General features: G+C 46.7%; 25 protein-coding genes. All 25 read left to right on the top strand.

The genetic code is table 11. The features are described from left to right. The first annotated feature begins 2 nt into the window (after positions 1-2). The 25 genes from rpoC (at position 3) to rpsE (ending at position 17,478) form a co-directional block, all read left to right on the top strand. Positions 3-3,602, top strand: a complete 3,600-nt coding sequence (gene rpoC / locus MUN34_RS15250; protein ID WP_282104424.1) for a DNA-directed RNA polymerase subunit beta' — start codon at positions 3-5, stop codon at positions 3,600-3,602. An 80-nt stretch (positions 3,603-3,682) separates the two neighbouring features. Further along, positions 3,683-3,934, top strand: a complete 252-nt coding sequence (locus MUN34_RS15245) for a ribosomal L7Ae/L30e/S12e/Gadd45 family protein (protein WP_012369003.1) — start codon at positions 3,683-3,685, stop codon at positions 3,932-3,934. Positions 3,935-4,059: 125 nt separating this feature from the next. Continuing rightward, a complete protein-coding gene (gene rpsL, locus MUN34_RS15240) occupies positions 4,060-4,482 on the top strand; it encodes a 30S ribosomal protein S12 (protein WP_012369004.1) in 423 nt (140 codons plus the stop codon). 49 nt (positions 4,483-4,531) lie between these two features. Then, on the top strand, positions 4,532-5,002 hold the full coding sequence (gene rpsG / locus MUN34_RS15235; RefSeq protein ID WP_014969146.1) for a 30S ribosomal protein S7: 471 nt from the start codon (positions 4,532-4,534) through the stop codon (positions 5,000-5,002). A 124-nt stretch (positions 5,003-5,126) separates the two neighbouring features. Then, complete coding sequence (gene fusA, locus MUN34_RS15230) at positions 5,127-7,205, top strand: elongation factor G (RefSeq protein ID WP_147512551.1); 2,079 nt, start codon at positions 5,127-5,129, stop codon at positions 7,203-7,205. Between the two features lie 117 nt (positions 7,206-7,322). Further along, positions 7,323-8,510: an elongation factor Tu gene (tuf, locus tag MUN34_RS15225; protein WP_026826916.1), complete on the top strand. Its 1,188-nt coding sequence runs from the start codon at positions 7,323-7,325 to the stop codon at positions 8,508-8,510. 317 nt (positions 8,511-8,827) lie between these two features. Beyond that, positions 8,828-9,136 (top strand): 30S ribosomal protein S10, encoded by a 309-nt coding sequence (gene rpsJ / locus MUN34_RS15220; protein WP_014969149.1) that lies wholly within the window; start codon positions 8,828-8,830, stop codon positions 9,134-9,136. Between the two features lie 68 nt (positions 9,137-9,204). Continuing rightward, a complete protein-coding gene (gene rplC, locus MUN34_RS15215; protein ID WP_012369009.1) occupies positions 9,205-9,831 on the top strand; it encodes a 50S ribosomal protein L3 in 627 nt (208 codons plus the stop codon). 29 nt (positions 9,832-9,860) lie between these two features. Next, on the top strand, positions 9,861-10,484 hold the full coding sequence (rplD, locus tag MUN34_RS15210; protein ID WP_012369010.1) for a 50S ribosomal protein L4: 624 nt from the start codon (positions 9,861-9,863) through the stop codon (positions 10,482-10,484). Then, on the top strand, positions 10,484-10,768 hold the full coding sequence (rplW, locus tag MUN34_RS15205; protein WP_014969151.1) for a 50S ribosomal protein L23: 285 nt from the start codon (positions 10,484-10,486) through the stop codon (positions 10,766-10,768). Before rplD ends, rplW begins: the two co-directional genes overlap by 1 nt. A gap of 32 nt (positions 10,769-10,800) precedes the next feature. Further along, entirely contained in the window at positions 10,801-11,631 is an 831-nt protein-coding gene (gene rplB / locus MUN34_RS15200) for a 50S ribosomal protein L2 (RefSeq protein ID WP_012369012.1), read from the top strand. Positions 11,632-11,694: 63 nt separating this feature from the next. Next, complete coding sequence (gene rpsS / locus MUN34_RS15195; RefSeq protein ID WP_012369013.1) at positions 11,695-11,973, top strand: 30S ribosomal protein S19; 279 nt, start codon at positions 11,695-11,697, stop codon at positions 11,971-11,973. A gap of 20 nt (positions 11,974-11,993) precedes the next feature. Further along, positions 11,994-12,326 (top strand): 50S ribosomal protein L22, encoded by a 333-nt coding sequence (rplV, locus tag MUN34_RS15190; RefSeq protein ID WP_012369014.1) that lies wholly within the window; start codon positions 11,994-11,996, stop codon positions 12,324-12,326. A gap of 12 nt (positions 12,327-12,338) precedes the next feature. Beyond that, positions 12,339-12,995, top strand: a complete 657-nt coding sequence (gene rpsC / locus MUN34_RS15185; RefSeq protein WP_012369015.1) for a 30S ribosomal protein S3 — start codon at positions 12,339-12,341, stop codon at positions 12,993-12,995. Positions 12,996-13,028: 33 nt separating this feature from the next. Beyond that, positions 13,029-13,466, top strand: a complete 438-nt coding sequence (rplP, locus tag MUN34_RS15180; RefSeq protein ID WP_012369016.1) for a 50S ribosomal protein L16 — start codon at positions 13,029-13,031, stop codon at positions 13,464-13,466. Beyond that, positions 13,453-13,656 carry a 50S ribosomal protein L29 gene (gene rpmC, locus MUN34_RS15175; RefSeq protein ID WP_012369017.1) on the top strand — a complete coding sequence of 68 codons (204 nt, stop codon included), beginning with the start codon at positions 13,453-13,455 and terminating at the stop codon, positions 13,654-13,656. Before rplP ends, rpmC begins: the two co-directional genes overlap by 14 nt. Positions 13,657-13,687: 31 nt before the next feature. Continuing rightward, entirely contained in the window at positions 13,688-13,951 is a 264-nt protein-coding gene (gene rpsQ / locus MUN34_RS15170; protein WP_026826917.1) for a 30S ribosomal protein S17, read from the top strand. 48 nt (positions 13,952-13,999) lie between these two features. Beyond that, positions 14,000-14,368: a 50S ribosomal protein L14 gene (rplN, locus tag MUN34_RS15165; RefSeq protein WP_012369019.1), complete on the top strand. Its 369-nt coding sequence runs from the start codon at positions 14,000-14,002 to the stop codon at positions 14,366-14,368. A gap of 34 nt (positions 14,369-14,402) precedes the next feature. Beyond that, on the top strand, positions 14,403-14,714 hold the full coding sequence (gene rplX, locus MUN34_RS15160; protein ID WP_014969156.1) for a 50S ribosomal protein L24: 312 nt from the start codon (positions 14,403-14,405) through the stop codon (positions 14,712-14,714). 31 nt (positions 14,715-14,745) lie between these two features. Next, positions 14,746-15,285: a 50S ribosomal protein L5 gene (gene rplE, locus MUN34_RS15155; RefSeq protein ID WP_012369021.1), complete on the top strand. Its 540-nt coding sequence runs from the start codon at positions 14,746-14,748 to the stop codon at positions 15,283-15,285. Between the two features lie 14 nt (positions 15,286-15,299). After that, positions 15,300-15,569: a 30S ribosomal protein S14 gene (gene rpsN / locus MUN34_RS15150; protein ID WP_026826918.1), complete on the top strand. Its 270-nt coding sequence runs from the start codon at positions 15,300-15,302 to the stop codon at positions 15,567-15,569. 31 nt (positions 15,570-15,600) lie between these two features. Beyond that, on the top strand, positions 15,601-15,999 hold the full coding sequence (gene rpsH / locus MUN34_RS15145; RefSeq protein WP_012369023.1) for a 30S ribosomal protein S8: 399 nt from the start codon (positions 15,601-15,603) through the stop codon (positions 15,997-15,999). 31 nt (positions 16,000-16,030) lie between these two features. Further along, entirely contained in the window at positions 16,031-16,567 is a 537-nt protein-coding gene (gene rplF, locus MUN34_RS15140; RefSeq protein WP_026826919.1) for a 50S ribosomal protein L6, read from the top strand. Between the two features lie 37 nt (positions 16,568-16,604). Next, positions 16,605-16,955 carry a 50S ribosomal protein L18 gene (rplR, locus tag MUN34_RS15135; protein ID WP_012369025.1) on the top strand — a complete coding sequence of 117 codons (351 nt, stop codon included), beginning with the start codon at positions 16,605-16,607 and terminating at the stop codon, positions 16,953-16,955. Positions 16,956-16,977: 22 nt separating this feature from the next. Beyond that, positions 16,978-17,478, top strand: coding sequence for a 30S ribosomal protein S5 (gene rpsE, locus MUN34_RS15130; RefSeq protein WP_012369026.1), 501 nt, complete (start codon positions 16,978-16,980; stop codon positions 17,476-17,478). Positions 17,479-17,491 lie beyond the last annotated feature (13 nt).

Below are 17,491 nucleotides of genomic sequence, written 5' to 3'. Positions count from 1 at the left end.
CCTTGGTAGATGTTAATAGATTTGAATATATGAAAATCGGCCTCGCTTCCCCTGAAAAGATCCGTTCGTGGTCTTTCGGGGAAGTGAAGAAGCCGGAAACGATCAACTATCGTACGCTCAAGCCAGAGAAAGACGGCTTGTTCTGTGAACGGATTTTTGGTCCAACAAAAGACTGGGAATGTTACTGCGGGAAATACAAACGAATCCGTTATAAAGGAATCATTTGTGACCGTTGTGGTGTTGAAGTAACCAAGTCGAAAGTCCGTCGTGAACGCATGGGTCATATTGAACTTGCAGCACCGGTTTCGCACATCTGGTACTTTAAAGGAATCCCAAGTCGTATGGGTCTCGTCCTTGATATGTCACCACGTGCACTCGAAGAGATCATTTACTTCGCGTCGTACGTCGTCACAGATCCAGGCGAATCGACACTCGAGAAAAAACAACTTCTTTCAGAAAAAGAGTACCGCGCATATCGCGAGAAATTCGGTAGTTCGTTTACCGCTGAAATGGGTGCGGAAGCAGTTCGCAAATTGCTCCGTGACGTTGAACTCGAAAAAGAAGTAGCTGGCTTACGTGAAGATCTTCGAATGATTCAAGGACAACGTCGTACACGTGCGATCAAACGTCTTGAAGTCCTCGATGCCTTCCGCAACTCAGGCAACAATCCGGAGTGGATGGTTCTTGAAGTACTTCCTGTCATCCCACCGGAACTCCGTCCGATGGTCCAGCTTGATGGTGGACGTTTCGCGACATCTGACTTAAACGACTTATACCGTCGTGTCATCAACCGTAACAACCGTCTCAAGCGTCTTCTTGACCTTGGCGCTCCGAACATCATCGTTCAGAATGAAAAACGGATGTTGCAAGAAGCGGTCGATGCCTTGATCGATAACGGTCGTCGTGGTCGTCCGGTTACTGGACCGGGTAACCGTCCATTAAAATCTCTTTCACACATGCTGAAAGGGAAACAAGGACGTTTCCGTCAAAACTTACTCGGTAAACGAGTCGACTATTCTGGTCGTTCGGTTATCGTCGTTGGTCCAAACCTGAAGATGTATCAATGTGGTCTTCCGAAAGAAATGGCCCTTGAACTCTTCAAACCGTTTGTCATGAAAGAGCTCGTCTCACGTGGCATCGCACCAAACATCAAGAGTGCAAAACGGAAAATCGAACGTGTTCAACCTGAAATTTGGGATGTGTTAGAAGAAGTCATCCGTGAGCACCCGGTTCTCTTGAACCGTGCCCCGACTCTTCACCGTCTCGGTATCCAGGCGTTCGAACCGACACTCGTCGAAGGTCGCGCGATTCGCCTTCACCCACTCGTATGTACGGCATACAATGCCGATTTCGATGGTGACCAAATGGCGGTTCACGTACCACTTTCAGCAGAAGCACAAGCAGAAGCCCGTCTTCTCATGCTCGCTGCACAAAACATCTTGAACCCGAAAGACGGTAAGCCTGTTGTTACACCATCGCAGGATATGGTCCTCGGTAACTACTACCTGACGCTTGAGCGTGAAAACGCAATCGGCGAAGGGAAAACTTTCTCGACGGTGAACGAAGCGTTGATTGCCTACCAAAACGGGTATGTCCACTTCCACACACGTGTTGCGATTCCAGCCGGCGTTCTGAAGAACCCGACATTCACGGAAGCGCAAAACGAGAAATTATTGGTTACGACGGTCGGTAAGTTGATCTTCAACGAGATCCTCCCAACGACGTTCCCATACTTGAATGAACCATCGATGAACAATCTGCAGGAAGCAACGCCTGATCAGTACTTCCTTGAAAAAGGAACAGATATCGCGGCTGAAATCAAGAGCCGTCCGATCATCGAACCATTCAAAAAAGGATTCCTCGGAAATGTCATCGCAGAAGTCTTCAAGCGTTTTGAAACGACTGAGACGAGCCGCATGCTTGACCGAATGAAAAACCTTGGTTTCAAACACTCGACACGTGCGGGTATTACGGTTGGTATCGCGGATATCATCGTACTTCCGGATAAACAGGAAATCCTGGTCGAAGCACAAGATAATGTTGACCGCGTTATGAAATCGTATCGCCGTGGTCTCATCACAGAAGAAGAGCGCTATGAGCGTGTCGTTAAATCGTGGAATGACGCGAAGGATGAAATTCAGTCTCGTCTGATGAAATCCCTCAACCGTTTGAACCCGATCTTCATGATGAGTGACTCTGGTGCCCGTGGTAACGCGTCAAACTTTACGCAGCTTGCAGGGATGCGTGGACTCATGGCCGCTCCAAGTGGACGGATCATCGAGCTCCCGATCAAATCTTCGTTCCGTGAGGGTCTGACGGTTCAGGAATACTTCATCTCGACGCACGGTGCACGTAAAGGTCTTGCCGATACAGCCTTGAAGACTGCCGATTCAGGTTACCTGACTCGTCGTCTCGTTGACGTCGCGCAAGATGTTATCATTCGCGAAGATGATTGTGGAACGGATCGTGGTATCCGTGTTACAGCACTCCGCGAAGGAACGGAAGAAATCGAAAACCTCTACGACCGACTCGTTGGCCGTACGGCGTTCGAAAAAGTCGTTCACCCGGAAACAGGAGCAGTCCTTGTTTCAACAAACGAACTTATCGACGAAGATATCGCGCGTGCTATCACGGACGCAGGCATCGACAACGTTGAGATTCGTACAGCCTTCACTTGTAACACAAGTCATGGTGTCTGTAAGAAATGTTATGGACGTAACCTTGCGACTGGTAATGACGTCGAAGTCGGCGAAGCAGTCGGAATCATCGCGGCACAATCAATCGGTGAGCCAGGAACGCAGCTTACAATGCGTACCTTCCACACAGGTGGGGTTGCCGGAGACGATATCACACAAGGTCTCCCGCGTATCCAGGAGTTGTTCGAGGCCCGTAACCCGAAAGGTCAAGCGGTCATCTCGGAAATCGACGGACAAGTCATCGACTTTACGGAGTCGCGTGATAAGCGTGAGTTGACGATTCAAGGTCTGAGCGAAACACGGACATACACGATTCCTTTCGGATCACGTCTTCGTGTTCAACTCGGTGAAGAAGTCATTGCCGGACAAGTGTTCACAGAGGGTTCAATCGACCCGAAAGAACTCTTGAACGTCAAAGGTGTATCAGGCGTACAGAACTATCTTCTTCAAGAAGTTCAAAAAGTATACCGGATGCAAGGGGTTGAGATCGGTGACAAGCACGTCGAGGTCATGGTACGTCAGATGATCCGTCGCGTCCGCGTCATCGAGTCTGGTGAGACATCACTCTTACCAGGTTCGCTAGTCGATATCAGCACATTCAAAGAAGCATGTAAAGAAGCGCTCCGTGCCGGTAAAGCACTCGCTTCGGCTAAACCAGTTCTCCTCGGTATCACAAAAGCGTCGCTTGAGACGGATTCGTTCCTATCAGCTGCTTCGTTCCAGGAAACTACTCGTGTCCTTACGGATGCGGCGATTAAAGGGAAGAGCGACTACCTTCGCGGCTTGAAAGAGAACGTTATTATCGGTAAACTTGTTCCAGCTGGTACAGGAATGACACGTTACCGCCAAATCGGTCTCGAGATCGCAGGCGAAGCACCTGTAGAAGCAGATTCTCCTGTAGAATAAAACGCCTTGACACGCCGGTATGGCGGTGCTACTATGATATAGTGTTGCCAACCGGCTGTGTTATTTTGGAGGATATCTTCATGTCTTACAAAAAAGTAGTCGGCGCAGATTTGAAGTTTGTCGGTCAAAAGCAAACGCTCAAAGCATTGCGATCTGGCAAGGCGTCGGAAGTGATCATCGCAGATGACGCAGATGAACACGTAAAGCAAGCATTGCTCGATGCGGCGAAACAAGCAAACGTTCCAGTCGTGAACGTTCCTTCTAAGCTTGAGCTTGGTAAGGCTTGTGGAATCGACGTTGCAGCAACTGCTGTTGCTATTAAGAAAGTTTGATAATACGTTTTGTGTGGCGATGGAATGCCTGAGCCACGCAAAACGTTTCATTATGACTTTCGATGAACCACCCGGCTCGGTGGTTTTGAAACTTGTCATGAATTCAGGAAGGGAGGATCTCAAAGATGCCTACTATCAACCAATTAGTCCGTAAAGGACGTCAATCAAAAGTTGTGAAATCAGATTCGCCAGCGCTGAACAAAGGGTACAACAGCTTTATCAAAGCTCGTACTGACATCAGCTCACCACAAAAACGTGGTGTTTGTACTCGTGTAGGTACAATGACTCCGAAGAAACCGAACTCGGCTCTTCGTAAGTACGCACGTGTACGTTTAACGAACACAATGGAAGTAACAGCTTACATCCCAGGTATCGGCCACAACTTGCAAGAGCACAGTGTTGTTCTTATTCGCGGCGGTCGCGTAAAAGACTTACCAGGGGTACGTTACCACATCGTTCGTGGTGCACTCGATACAGCTGGAGTTGACGGCCGTATGCAAGGTCGTTCGAAATATGGTACTAAACGTCCAAAAGCAGCAAAAAAATAATCTAGATATCAGAAGATATCACCTCACTATATGAAAGGAGGGACTCGGAATGCCACGTAAAGGTCAAGTAGAACGCCGTGATGTAATGGCTGATCCGATCTACAACTCTAAACTCGTTACCCGCCTTATCAACCGTCTTATGTTAGATGGTAAAAAAGGTACTGCTCAACAAATCTTATACAAAGCTTTTGAAGCTGTCGCTGAACGTTCAGGTCGCGATGCAATGGAAGTTTTTGAAGAGGCGATGAACAACATCATGCCAGTTCTTGAAGTTAAAGCACGCCGTGTAGGTGGAGCTAACTATCAAGTTCCTGTCGAAGTCCGCCCTGAGCGCCGTACGACACTTGCACTTCGTTACCTCGTGAACTACTCACGTCTCCGTAACGAAAAAACAATGGATGCTCGTCTTGCTAATGAAATCATGGACGCTGCAAACAACACTGGTGCTTCAGTTAAGAAGCGCGAAGATATGCACAAAATGGCGGAAGCGAACAAAGCGTTTGCTCACTACCGCTGGTAAATCCGGAATCAACCACCTCATCTATGCCATTTTGTATGGAAATATGAGGTGGCTTTCGGGTATAGTCATGACGTGTGGCAACACACGGACACTAAACTAAAATGCGAAAGGAGAATGTTTAAAGATGGCAAGAGAATTCTCCCTTAAGAACACCCGTAATATCGGGATCATGGCCCACATCGATGCTGGTAAAACAACAACGACTGAGCGTATCCTCTATTACACGGGTCGTATCCACAAGATTGGTGAAACGCACGAAGGTGCTTCACAGATGGACTGGATGGAGCAAGAGCAAGAGCGTGGAATCACGATTACATCTGCAGCAACAACTGCACAATGGAAAGGTAACCGCGTAAACATCATCGATACACCTGGACACGTAGACTTCACTGTTGAAGTTGAACGTTCACTCCGTGTACTTGATGGTGCGGTAGCAGTACTTGATGCTCAGTCTGGTGTTGAGCCACAAACTGAGACAGTATGGCGCCAAGCTACAACTTACGGCGTACCACGTATCGTTTTCGTTAACAAAATGGATAAAATCGGTGCAGACTTCCTGTACTCGGTTGGAACGCTTCGCGACCGCCTTCAAGCGAACGCACACGCAATCCAAATCCCAATCGGCGCAGAAGATGAATTCAAAGGAATCATCGACCTCGTTGAAAAGAAAACATACATGTACGGTAACGACCTCGGTACTGATATCGAAGAAACTGAAGGTTTCCCTGCAGAATTCGCAGAAGAAGCTGAAGAACTTCGTGCATCATTAATCGAAGCAGTTGCAGATTACGAAGAAGAAATGATGATGAAATACCTCGAGGGCGAGGAAATCACAATTGAAGAGCTTAAAGCGGGTATCCGTAAAGCGACTCTTACAGTTGATTTCTACCCAGTTCTCGTTGGTTCGGCATTCAAGAACAAAGGTGTTCAGCTTATGCTTGACGCAGTCCTTGACTACCTCCCATCACCAGTCGACGTAAAAGCAATCACAGGAATTAACATGGATACAGATGAAGAGATCATTCGTGAGTCAACTGACGAAGCGCCATTCTCTGCACTTGCATTCAAAGTTATGACTGACCCGTATGTTGGTAAATTGACGTTCTTCCGTGTGTACTCTGGTACAGCTTCGGCAGGATCTTACGTCAAGAACTCAACTAAAGGGAAACGTGAGCGTCTTGGACGTATCCTTCAAATGCACGCGAACAGCCGTGAGGAGATCCCAATGGTCTTCGCTGGTGACATCGCAGCAGCTGTAGGTCTTAAAGATACTACTACTGGAGATACGCTTTGTGCAGAGAAAGACAACGTCGTTCTCGAATCAATGACATTCCCAGAACCAGTTATCTCGGTCGCAATCGAACCAAAAACGAAGGCTGACCAAGATAAAATGGGTCAAGCACTCGCTAAGCTTGCTGAAGAGGATCCAACATTCCGCACTGAAACAAACCCAGAGACTGGTCAAACGATCATCTCAGGTATGGGTGAGCTTCACCTCGACATCATCGTTGACCGTATGCGTCGCGAATTCAAAGTCGAAGCAAATGTTGGTGCTCCACAAGTAGCTTACCGTGAAACGATTCGCCAAGCGGCGAAAATCGATTCTAAGTTTGCTCGTCAATCAGGTGGTCGTGGTCAGTATGGTCACGTCGTCGTAGAATTCGAGCCAAACGAAGAAGGTGCTGGCTTTGAGTTCAACAACAAAATCGTCGGTGGTGTTGTTCCACGTGAATACATCCCAGCGGTTGAACACGGAATCGAAGAAGCGCTTCAAAACGGTATCCTTGCTGGTTATCCAGTAGTTGACGTTAAAGCGGCACTCGTTTTCGGATCGTACCACGATGTCGACTCAAACGAGATGGCATTTAAAATCGCGGCTTCAATGGCCGTCAAACAACTTAAAGATAAGAGCGGCGCTGTTATCCTTGAGCCAATGATGAAAGTTGAAATCGTCATCCCAGATGAATACATGGGAGACATCATGGGTGATGTTACATCACGCCGTGGACGCGTTGAAGGTATGGAAGCTCGCGGGAACGCTCAAGTCGTTCGTTCGATGATTCCACTTTCAGAGATGTTCGGTTACGCTACTGGTCTTCGTTCACGCACACAAGGTCGCGGAACGTACTCGATGCACTTCGATCACTACGAAGAAGTACCGAAATCAGTTGCTGAAGAAATCATCAAAAAAGCAAACGGCTAATCCTTCACAGGTTGTCACGCTTTTATGATTAGTGTAAGCTAAGGAAGGTGTACGTTATTCGACGATTCACCTTCCTAGTTATAAAATATTATTAGACACATAGAGGAGGAATTCAGAATGGGTAAAGAAAAATTCGACCGTTCTAAACCGCACGTTAACGTTGGTACAATTGGCCACGTCGACCACGGTAAAACAACTTTAACAGCAGCTATCTCAGCTGTACTTGCAAAATCACAAGGTAAAACTGCTACTAAGTTTGACCAAATCGATGGTGCTCCAGAAGAGCGCGAGCGCGGTATCACTATCGCAACAGCTCACATCGAGTACGAAACAGAAAAACGCCACTATGCACACGTTGACTGCCCAGGTCACGCTGACTATGTTAAAAACATGATCACTGGTGCTGCACAAATGGACGGCGCGATCCTCGTTGTTTCTGCAACTGATGGTCCAATGCCACAAACACGTGAGCACATCTTGCTTTCACGTCAAGTAGGTGTTCCTTTCATCGTAGTATTCATGAACAAAGTCGACATGGTTGACGACGAAGAGCTTCTTGAACTCGTTGAAATGGAAATCCGCGAACTTCTTTCTGAGTATGACTTCCCAGGCGATGACCTCCCAGTTATCCAAGGATCTGCTCTCGGCGCGCTTAACGGCGAAGCTAAATGGGAAGAAAAAATCATGGAACTCATGACAGCTGTTGATGAGTACATCCCTGAGCCAACTCGTGACACTGAAAAAGACTTCATGATGCCAGTTGAGGATGTTTTCTCAATCACTGGTCGTGGTACAGTAGCTACTGGCCGCGTTGAGCGTGGAGTTCTTAAAGTCAACGACGAAGTTGAAATCGTTGGTCTTCACGAAGAAACTAAAAAATCAGTATGTACTGGTGTAGAGATGTTCCGTAAGCTTCTTGACTATGCTGAAGCTGGCGACAACATCGGAGCACTTCTCCGTGGTGTATCACGTGACGATATCGAGCGTGGACAAGTTCTCGCGAAACCAAACACAATCACACCGCACAAAACTTTCAAAGCGCAAGTTTACATCCTTTCAAAAGAAGAGGGTGGCCGTCACACGCCATTCTTCGGTAACTACCGTCCACAGTTCTACTTCCGTACAACTGACGTAACTGGTATGTGCCAACTTCCTGAAGGAACTGAAATGGTAATGCCTGGGGACAACATCGAATTGACTGTTGAACTCATCGCGCCAATCGCTCTTGAAAAAGAAACTCGTTTCTCAATCCGTGAAGGTGGCCGTACAGTAGGCGCTGGATCAGTTACAGAAATCGTTGAGTAATTTTTAAGACAAAAAGGTCTTCCGTCTCCCGTGACGGAAGACCTTTTTTCATTTCTTTGAAAACAGTCTTGCAACATGGTCGGACATCTTATATACTGAGGAAAGTGTTTGTGCGAGTGGTGAGAGACTTGAAAACATATTCTATTTTATTTTACTTGCTTTCCTGCGTGGAATTAAGTACACTAGAATATGTTGGTCACAAACACAACGCGATGAAGCGGGAGGTTATGACACACCAGGCGGCATTGCCATGGCTAGTGTGGAAATTTCCGCGGAGAATGTCTATTTATAAAATAGGCGAAAAGGAGGGAAACAACATGGCAAATGAAAAAATTCGGATCCGTTTGAAAGCATACGATCACCGCGTGCTTGATCAATCGGCTGAGAAAATTGTCGAAACAGCAAAACGTTCTGGTGCTACTGTATCTGGTCCGATCCCACTCCCAACAGAGAGAGCGATCTACACAGTACTTCGTGCCGTTCACAAGTATAAAGATGCTCGTGAGCAGTTCGAAATGCGTACACACAAACGTTTGATCGACATCGTTAACCCAACACCGAAAACAGTTGATGCGCTTATGCGTCTTGAACTTCCATCGGGCGTTGACATCGAAATCAAACTTTAATTTTTCTTCTATAAATAGTTGATACTAGCCAGAAGATCAAAATCATTCAATATTAGGAGGTGTATCTCATGGCTAAAGGAATCTTAGGAACTAAACTCGGTATGACACAAATCTTCAACGAGTCAGGCGAAGTAGTACCAGTTACTGTTGTTTCAGTAGAGGGTAACGTTGTTCTTCAATTGAAGACAATGGAAGTGGACGGTTACGAAGCAGTCCAACTCGGCTTTGGTGATATCAAAGAAGGTCGTCAAAACAAACCGCAAAAAGGTCACGCAGCGAAAGCTAGTGCGACACCTAAGCGCTTCATTAAAGAAATCCGTACATCTGTAACAGATTTCGAAATCGGTCAAGAGATTAAAGCAGATACTTTCGCTGCAGGCGAAATGGTTGATGTAACAGGTACGTCGAAAGGTAAAGGTTTCGCTGGAGCAATCAAGCGTCACAACCAATCACGTGGTCCAATGGCTCACGGTTCGCGTTACCACCGTCGCCCAGGTTCAATGGGTCCTGTCGCTCCAAACCGTGTATTCAAAGGGAAATTGCTCCCAGGACGCATGGGTGGAGAGCAAGTCACTGTTCAAAACCTTGAAATCGTAAAAGTTGATGTAGAACGCGGCTTACTCCTCGTCAAGGGTGCTATCCCAGGCGCACGTAAGAGCCAAGTTGTCGTCAAAACTGCGGTAAAAGGCAACTAATTTGTTTGCAAGGAAAGGAGGAATAACGAATGCCTAAAGTAGCTTTGCTTAACCAAACAGGTACACAAGTTGGAGACATCGAGTTGGCAGATGCCGTTTTCGGAATCGAGCCAAACGAAGCAGTCGTATACGATGCAATCGTCATGCAACAAGCTTCACGTCGCCAAGGTACACATGATACAAAAGGTCGCTCGGAAGTTCGCGGTGGCGGCCGTAAACCATGGAAACAAAAAGGTACTGGTCGTGCACGCCAAGGTTCGATCCGTTCGCCACAATGGGTTGGCGGTGGAACAGTCTTCGGTCCAACACCACGTTCGTACGCTTATAAACTTCCTAAAAAGGTTCGTCGTCTCGCATTACGTTCAGCACTTTCTTCGAAAGTCGCTAACAACGAGTTCATCGTTCTTGAAGGATTGACAATCGATGCTCCGAAAACGAAAGATATGATTTCGGTCTTCGCTGCTCTTTCAATCGAACGTAAAGTCCTCGTCGTTACTGCTGATTACAACGAGACAGTCGTTCTTTCAACACGCAACATTCCTGGTGTCACAGTCGTTGACGCTGCTGGAGTAAACGTCCTTGATCTTGTCGCACACGACAAAGTCATCTTCACGAAGGATGCTGTTGCGAGAGTAGAGGAGGTGCTTGCATAATGGCAAACGCACACGACATTATCAAACGTCCTGTAATTACTGAACGCTCAGTGAACCAAATGGCTGAGAAAAAGTACACGTTCGAAGTAGACGTAAAGGCATCTAAGCCACAAATCAAAGATGCAGTTGAAGCGATCTTCGGCGTTAAAGTTGAAAAAATCAACACACTTATCTCAAAACCAAAAGCAAAACGCGTAGGTCGTCACGCTGGTTACACAGCACGCCGCAAAAAAGCGGTCGTCACGCTTACTGCAGATAGCAAAGAACTCGATTACCTCGGTTAATCGGTACTCTGTAGAAAAGGAGGGAACTCTCGATGGGAATTAAAAAGTTTAAACCGACCACTAACGGTCGTCGTAATATGACTGCGCTTGACTTTGCTGAGATTACGGCTTCACGTCCTGAAAAATCGTTAACTGAAAAGCTTTCGAAAAAGGGCGGACGTAACAACCAAGGTCGCTTGACAGTACGTCACCAAGGTGGCGGACACAAACGTAAATACCGTATCATCGACTTCAAACGGAACAAGGATGGCATCGCTGGCCGTATCGCTACAATCGAGTACGATCCGAACCGCTCTGCAAACATCGCTCTTGTCCACTACATCGATGGTGAAAAACGCTACATCCTCGCACCTAAAGGATTGAAAGTTGACATGCAAGTCATGTCAGGAGTTGAGGCTGACATTAAAGTCGGTAACGCTCTTCCACTTTCAAACATCCCAGTTGGTACATTGATCCACAACATCGAACTTAAGCCAGGTAAAGGTGGTCAGCTCGTTCGTTCAGCTGGTACTTCTGCTCAGCTTCTCGGTAAAGATGGTAAATACGCGATCGTTCGTCTCCAATCAGGCGAAACACGTATGATCCTTGCTACTTGCCGTGCAACAGTCGGCGCTGTCGGTAATGAAGAGCACGAGCTCGTCAATATCGGTAAAGCTGGTCGTTCACGCTGGCTCGGAAAACGTCCTACAGTTCGTGGTTCTGTAATGAACCCAGTTGATCACCCACACGGTGGTGGTGAAGGACGTGCTCCAATCGGTCGTTCGGGCCCACTTACTCCTTGGGGTAAACCGGCACTCGGATACAAAACTCGTAAGAAAAACAAAGCGAGCGATAAATATATCGTCCGTCGTTCTAAAAAATAATTACGTGATTTCTGAACGGTTCGCAGGAACCGTTCCTGAATCATGCCAAAGGGAGGTACAACTATGGGTCGCAGCTTGAAAAAAGGTCCATTTGCAGATCACCATTTGCTCGCTAAGGTTGATAAAGCCAACGAAGCTGGTGACAAGCATGTTATCAAAACTTGGTCACGCCGTTCTACAATCTTCCCAGAGTTCATCGGTCACACGATCGCTGTCTACGATGGTCGTAAACACGTACCGGTTTACGTGACAGAAGATATGGTCGGTCACAAACTTGGTGAATTCGCGCCAACACGTTCTTATAAAGGACATGCTGGAAACGATAAGAAGACTAAACGTTAATCTGAGGGGAGGTACTCATTATGCAATCAAAAGCATCGGCTAATATGGTTCGCATTGCTCCTCGTAAGGCACGTCTAGTAGTAGACTTAATCCGCGGGAAGCAAATCGGTGAAGCACTTTCGATTCTTGCTTACACGAACAAGGCAGCAACGCCAATCGTTGAGAAAGTATTGAAATCGGCAATCGCGAACGCTGAGCACAACTTCGACATGAACATCGAAAACCTCGTAGTAACAGAGGCTTACGTCAACGAAGGTCCAACGCTCAAACGTTTCCGCCCACGTGCAATGGGTCGCGCAAGCCGCATCAACAAACGTACGAGCCACGTTCACATCGTGGTATCTGAAAAATAAGGAGGGATTACCGTGGGTCAGAAGATTAACCCAACTGGTCTTCGCGTAGGTATCATCAAAGACTGGGAATCACGTTGGTTCGCAGATAAAGACTATGCTGATCTCCTTCATGAAGACTACGTAGTTCGTGAATATATCGAAAAACGTCTTAAAGACGCTAGTGTCTCTAAAGTTGAAATCGAGCGCGCAGCAAACCGCTTGAACATTTCACTTCACACTGCTAAACCTGGTATGGTTATCGGTAAAGGCGGTTCTGAAATCGAAACACTTCGTACAGACATCACTAACCTTGCAAAAGGCAAACGCGTTCACGTTAACGTCGTTGAAGTGAAAAACCCGGATGCAGTTGCTAAACTTGTCGCTGAGAACATCGCACGCCAACTTGAAGGCCGTGTATCGTTCCGTCGTGCAATGAAGCAATCAATCCAACGCTCTATGCGTTCAGGTATCAAAGGAATCAAGACTGAAGTTTCTGGTCGTCTTGGCGGCGCTGATATCGCTCGTTCAGAGAAGTATTCAGAAGGAACAGTTCCACTTCATACACTCCGTGCAGACATCGATTACGGTACTGCAGAAGCTGATACAACTTACGGCAAAATTGGCGTAAAAGTATGGCTCCACCACGGTGAAGTGCTTCCTACGAAAAAAGCAGCATCTAACGAACAATAATCCACATCCGTCTAGGGAAGGAGGCAACACAACATGTTGTTACCAAAACGTGTAAAATATCGTCGTGTTCACCGCGGCAACATGCGTGGTAAAGCGAAACGTGGTACTACAGTACACTTCGGCGAGTTCGGTATCCAAGCTCAAGAAGCTAGCTGGATCACAAGCCGTCAAATCGAATCAGCGCGTATCGCGATGACTCGTTATATGAAACGTGGTGGTAAAGTGTGGATCAAGATTTTCCCACATAAACCATACACTAAAAAACCTCTTGAAGTCCGAATGGGTTCAGGTAAAGGTGCTCCGGAGGGCTGGGTTGCAGTCGTCAAACCGGGGAAAGTAATGTTTGAAATCGCAGGAGTATCGGAAGAGATCGCACGCGAAGCTCTCCGTCTTGCATCACACAAACTTCCAGTAAAATGTAAGTTCGTAAAACGTGAAGAAAATGGTGGTGATACGAATGAAAGCAACTGATCTCCGTCAGCAAACTACAGAAGAGCTCAACGGTAAAGTCGGTTCGTGGAAAGAAGAGTTGTTCAACCTTCGTTTCCAACTTGCGACTGGTCAGCTTGAGAACCCTGCTCGTATCCGTGAAGTGCGCAAGTCGATTGCACGCGCGAAAACCGTTCTTCGTGAACGCGAACTCGGCATCAACAACGCATAATTCACTCGGATTCTGAGAGGAGGAACACTCAATGGAACGCACTAACAACCGCAAAGTGTTAACTGGACGCGTCGTATCTGACAAAATGGATAAAACGATCGTAGTTACAGTTGAGACTAAAGTAAAGCATAAGCTCTACGGCAAACGCGTAAACTACTCTAAGAAGTACAAAACGCATGATGAAAACAACACAGCTAAAGTCGGTGACGTCGTACGCATTCAAGAAACACGTCCACTTTCTAAAGACAAACGTTTCCGTCTCGTAGAAGTCGTCGAAAAAGCAGTAATCATCTAAACTCTAATTAGTTCGGATGAATAAACATCCGGAGGGAGGTACAATCGTATGATTCAACAAGAATCTCGCTTGAAAGTAGCAGACAACTCAGGAGCTCGTGAAGTCTTGACGATCAAAGTCCTCGGTGGATCTGGTCGCAAAACTGCTAACATCGGTGATGTAATTGTTTGCACAGTTAAACAAGCAACACCAGGTGGCGTTGTCAAAAAAGGTGAAGTTGTACGCGCAGTAGTCGTTCGTACTAAACGTGGCGTTCGTCGTAAAGACGGTTCGTACATCCGTTTTGACGAAAATGCAGCAGTCATCATCAAAGATGATAAAAGCCCACGTGGCACACGTATCTTCGGACCAGTCGCACGCGAACTTCGTGAAAAAGACTTCATGAAGATCGTCTCGTTGGCACCGGAAGTACTTTAATTCCAAAGAATTCCTACAAGGAGGTGCTCTAACGATGCATGTCAAAAAAGGTGATAAAGTTCAGGTTATGACTGGTAAAGATAAAGGCAAACAAGGTGTTGTCCTTACTGCTATGCCTAAAAAAGATCGCATTATCGTCGAAGGCGTTAACATGATCAAAAAACACTCAAAACCTTCTCAACTCAACCCGCAAGGCGGAATTGTCGAGAAAGAAGCACCGATTCACGTATCGAACGTTATGCTCATCGACCCTAAGACAGGAAACCCAACACGCGTTGGTTTCACTGTGGTTGACGGCAAGAAAGTACGTATCGCTAAAAAATCGGGCGAAGCTTTAGATAAATAAGAAGATTTAAAGAAAGGAGGTCCACTTTCTGATGAACCGTTTAAAAGCTAAATACCAAGACGAAATCGTCAAAGTAATGATGGAGAAATTCAACTATACTTCTGTAATGCAAGCGCCGAAAGTCGATAAAATCGTAATCAACATGGGTGTTGGTGACGCTGTTACGAACACGAAAGCACTTGACATGGCAGTTGAAGAGCTTCAGCTCCTCACTGGTCAGAAGCCACTCATCACGAAAGCTAAGAAATCAATCGCTGGTTTCAAACTTCGTGAAGGTATGCCAATCGGCGCGAAGGTAACACTTCGTGGAGAGCGCATGTATGAGTTCCTCGACAAGTTGATCAACGTGTCACTTCCACGTGTACGTGACTTCCGTGGTGTATCGAAGAAATCATTCGATGGCCGTGGTAACTACACGCTAGGCGTGAAGGAACAATTGATCTTCCCAGAGATCGACTACGATCGCGTATCTAAAGTCCGTGGTATGGACATCGTTATCGTTACAACTGCTAATACGGATGAAGAGTCACGTGAGCTTCTCACAGCACTCGGCATGCCATTCCAAAAATAAGGGAGGCCGCACACATGGCTAAGAAATCAATGATCGCACGTGAAGTAAAACGCCAAGCACTCGTAGAGCGCTACGCTGAACAACGCGCAGAATTGAAAGCACAAGGCGACTACATCGGCATGAGCAAACTCCCACGTAACTCTTCAGCGGTTCGTTTACACAACCGTTGCAGTATCACTGGCCGTCCACACGGTTACATTGGTAAATTCGGTATCAGCCGTATTAAGTTCCGTGATCTTGCTCATAAAGGTCAAATCCCTGGTGTTAAAAAAGCAAGCTGGTAATTCATTAAAGTTGTGAAAGGAGGTACATCGCATGGTTATGACAGATCCGATTGCAGATATGCTTACACGCATTCGTAATGCAAACATGGTTCGCCATGAGAAGTTGGAAATGCCAGCTTCTACAATCAAACGTGAAGTCGCTGAAATCCTCAAACGTGAAGGTTTCATCCGCGATGTTGAATATCTCGAGGACAGCAAACAAGGTACGCTCCGCGTATTCCTTAAGTACGGCGCAAGCAACGAACGCGTCATCACTGGACTCAAACGTATCTCGAAACCAGGTCTTCGCGTTTACGCGAAAGCTGATGAAATCCCGAAAGTACTCGGTGGTCTCGGAATCGCTATCGTTTCAACATCTAAAGGTGTTATGACAGACAAAGAAGCTCGCCAACAAAAAGTCGGCGGCGAAGTGATCGCATACATCTGGTAATTCACGCATAAAAAGAACGGAGGTGTCTTAAATGTCACGTATTGGTAAAAAGCCAGTCGTTATCCCAGCAGGCGTTACAGTAACAGTTGAAAACAGCACAGTTACAGTAAAAGGTCCTAAAGGTGAACTCACACGTGAGTTCAACCCGACTATGGCTATCAACGTAGAAGGTAATGAATTGACTGTCACTCGTCCAAACGACGAGAAAGCTAACCGTACAATCCACGGAACGACTCGTGCGCTTATCGCGAACATGGTCGAAGGTGTAAACAACGGTTTCGCTAAGACACTCGATATCCAAGGTGTTGGTTACCGTGCACAAAAGCAAGGTAACAAAATCGTACTCAACCTCGGTTATTCACACCCAATCGAGTACACTCCGGAACAAGGCATTGAAGTCGAAGTTCCTACGAATACGCAAATCATCGTCCGCGGAATCAACAAAGAGCGTGTTGGACACGTTGCTGCATTGATCCGTTCGTACCGCCAGCCTGAACCGTACAAAGGTAAAGGAATTCGTTACAGTGATGAAGTCGTTCGTCGTAAAGAAGGTAAAACAGGTAAGTAATTCGTTGATACGAATTGACCGGAAAGGAGTGGCATAAATGATCTCAAAGGCAAACAAAAATGCTACGCGTAAAAAGCGTCATGGTCGTGTACGTCGTACAATCATCGGGACTGCAGCTCGTCCACGCTTGAATGTATTCCGTTCGAACAAGAACATTTACGTACAAGTCATTGACGATGCAACACATGCAACACTCGCATCTGCATCATCACTCGACCTTGAAAAAGGCAACACGACTGACGCTGCATCAGCAGTTGGTAAGCTTGCAGCTGAACGCGCTCTTGAAAAAGGTATTGAAACAGTCGTTTTCGACCGTGGAGGATATCTCTATCATGGACGTATCAAAGCAGTAGCTGAAGCAGCTCGTGAAGCTGGTCTCAAATTCTAATAGAAAAGGAGGGAACCTCTACATGCGCCAGTTAGAAATTAACATGGATCAACTCGAAGAACGCGTTGTTACTGTAAACCGCGTCGCGAAAGTAGTAAAAGGTGGCCGTCGCTTCCGTTTTGCTGCACTCGTCGTCGTAGGTGACAAGAATGGTCACGTAGGTTTCGGTACGGGTAAAGCTCAGGAAGTGCCTGAAGCGATCCGTAAAGCAATCGAAGATGCAAAGAAAAACATGGTTAACGTTCCAATCGTTAACACTACAATTCCACACGAAATCAACGGAATTTTCGGTGCAGGTCACGTCTTCTTGAAACCTGCTTCTGAAGGTACTGGAGTCATCGCTGGTGGCCCAGTTCGTGCGGTTCTCGAATTAGCGGGAATCAACGACATTCTTTCGAAATCACTTGGATCAAGCACTCCAATCAACATGGTTCGTGCGACTGTTAAAGGTCTCACTTCACTTAAACGTGCTGAAGACGTTGCGAAACTCCGCGGTAAAACCGTCGAAGAACTTCGCGGTTAAGAAAGGGAGGGAA

The sequence above is a fragment of the Exiguobacterium sp. 17-1 genome, assembly GCF_023096305.1.
GTDB classification, from domain to species: domain Bacteria; phylum Bacillota; class Bacilli; order Exiguobacteriales; family Exiguobacteriaceae; genus Exiguobacterium_A; species Exiguobacterium_A sibiricum_A.
This window is presented reverse-complemented; position numbering and strand designations above follow the sequence as displayed.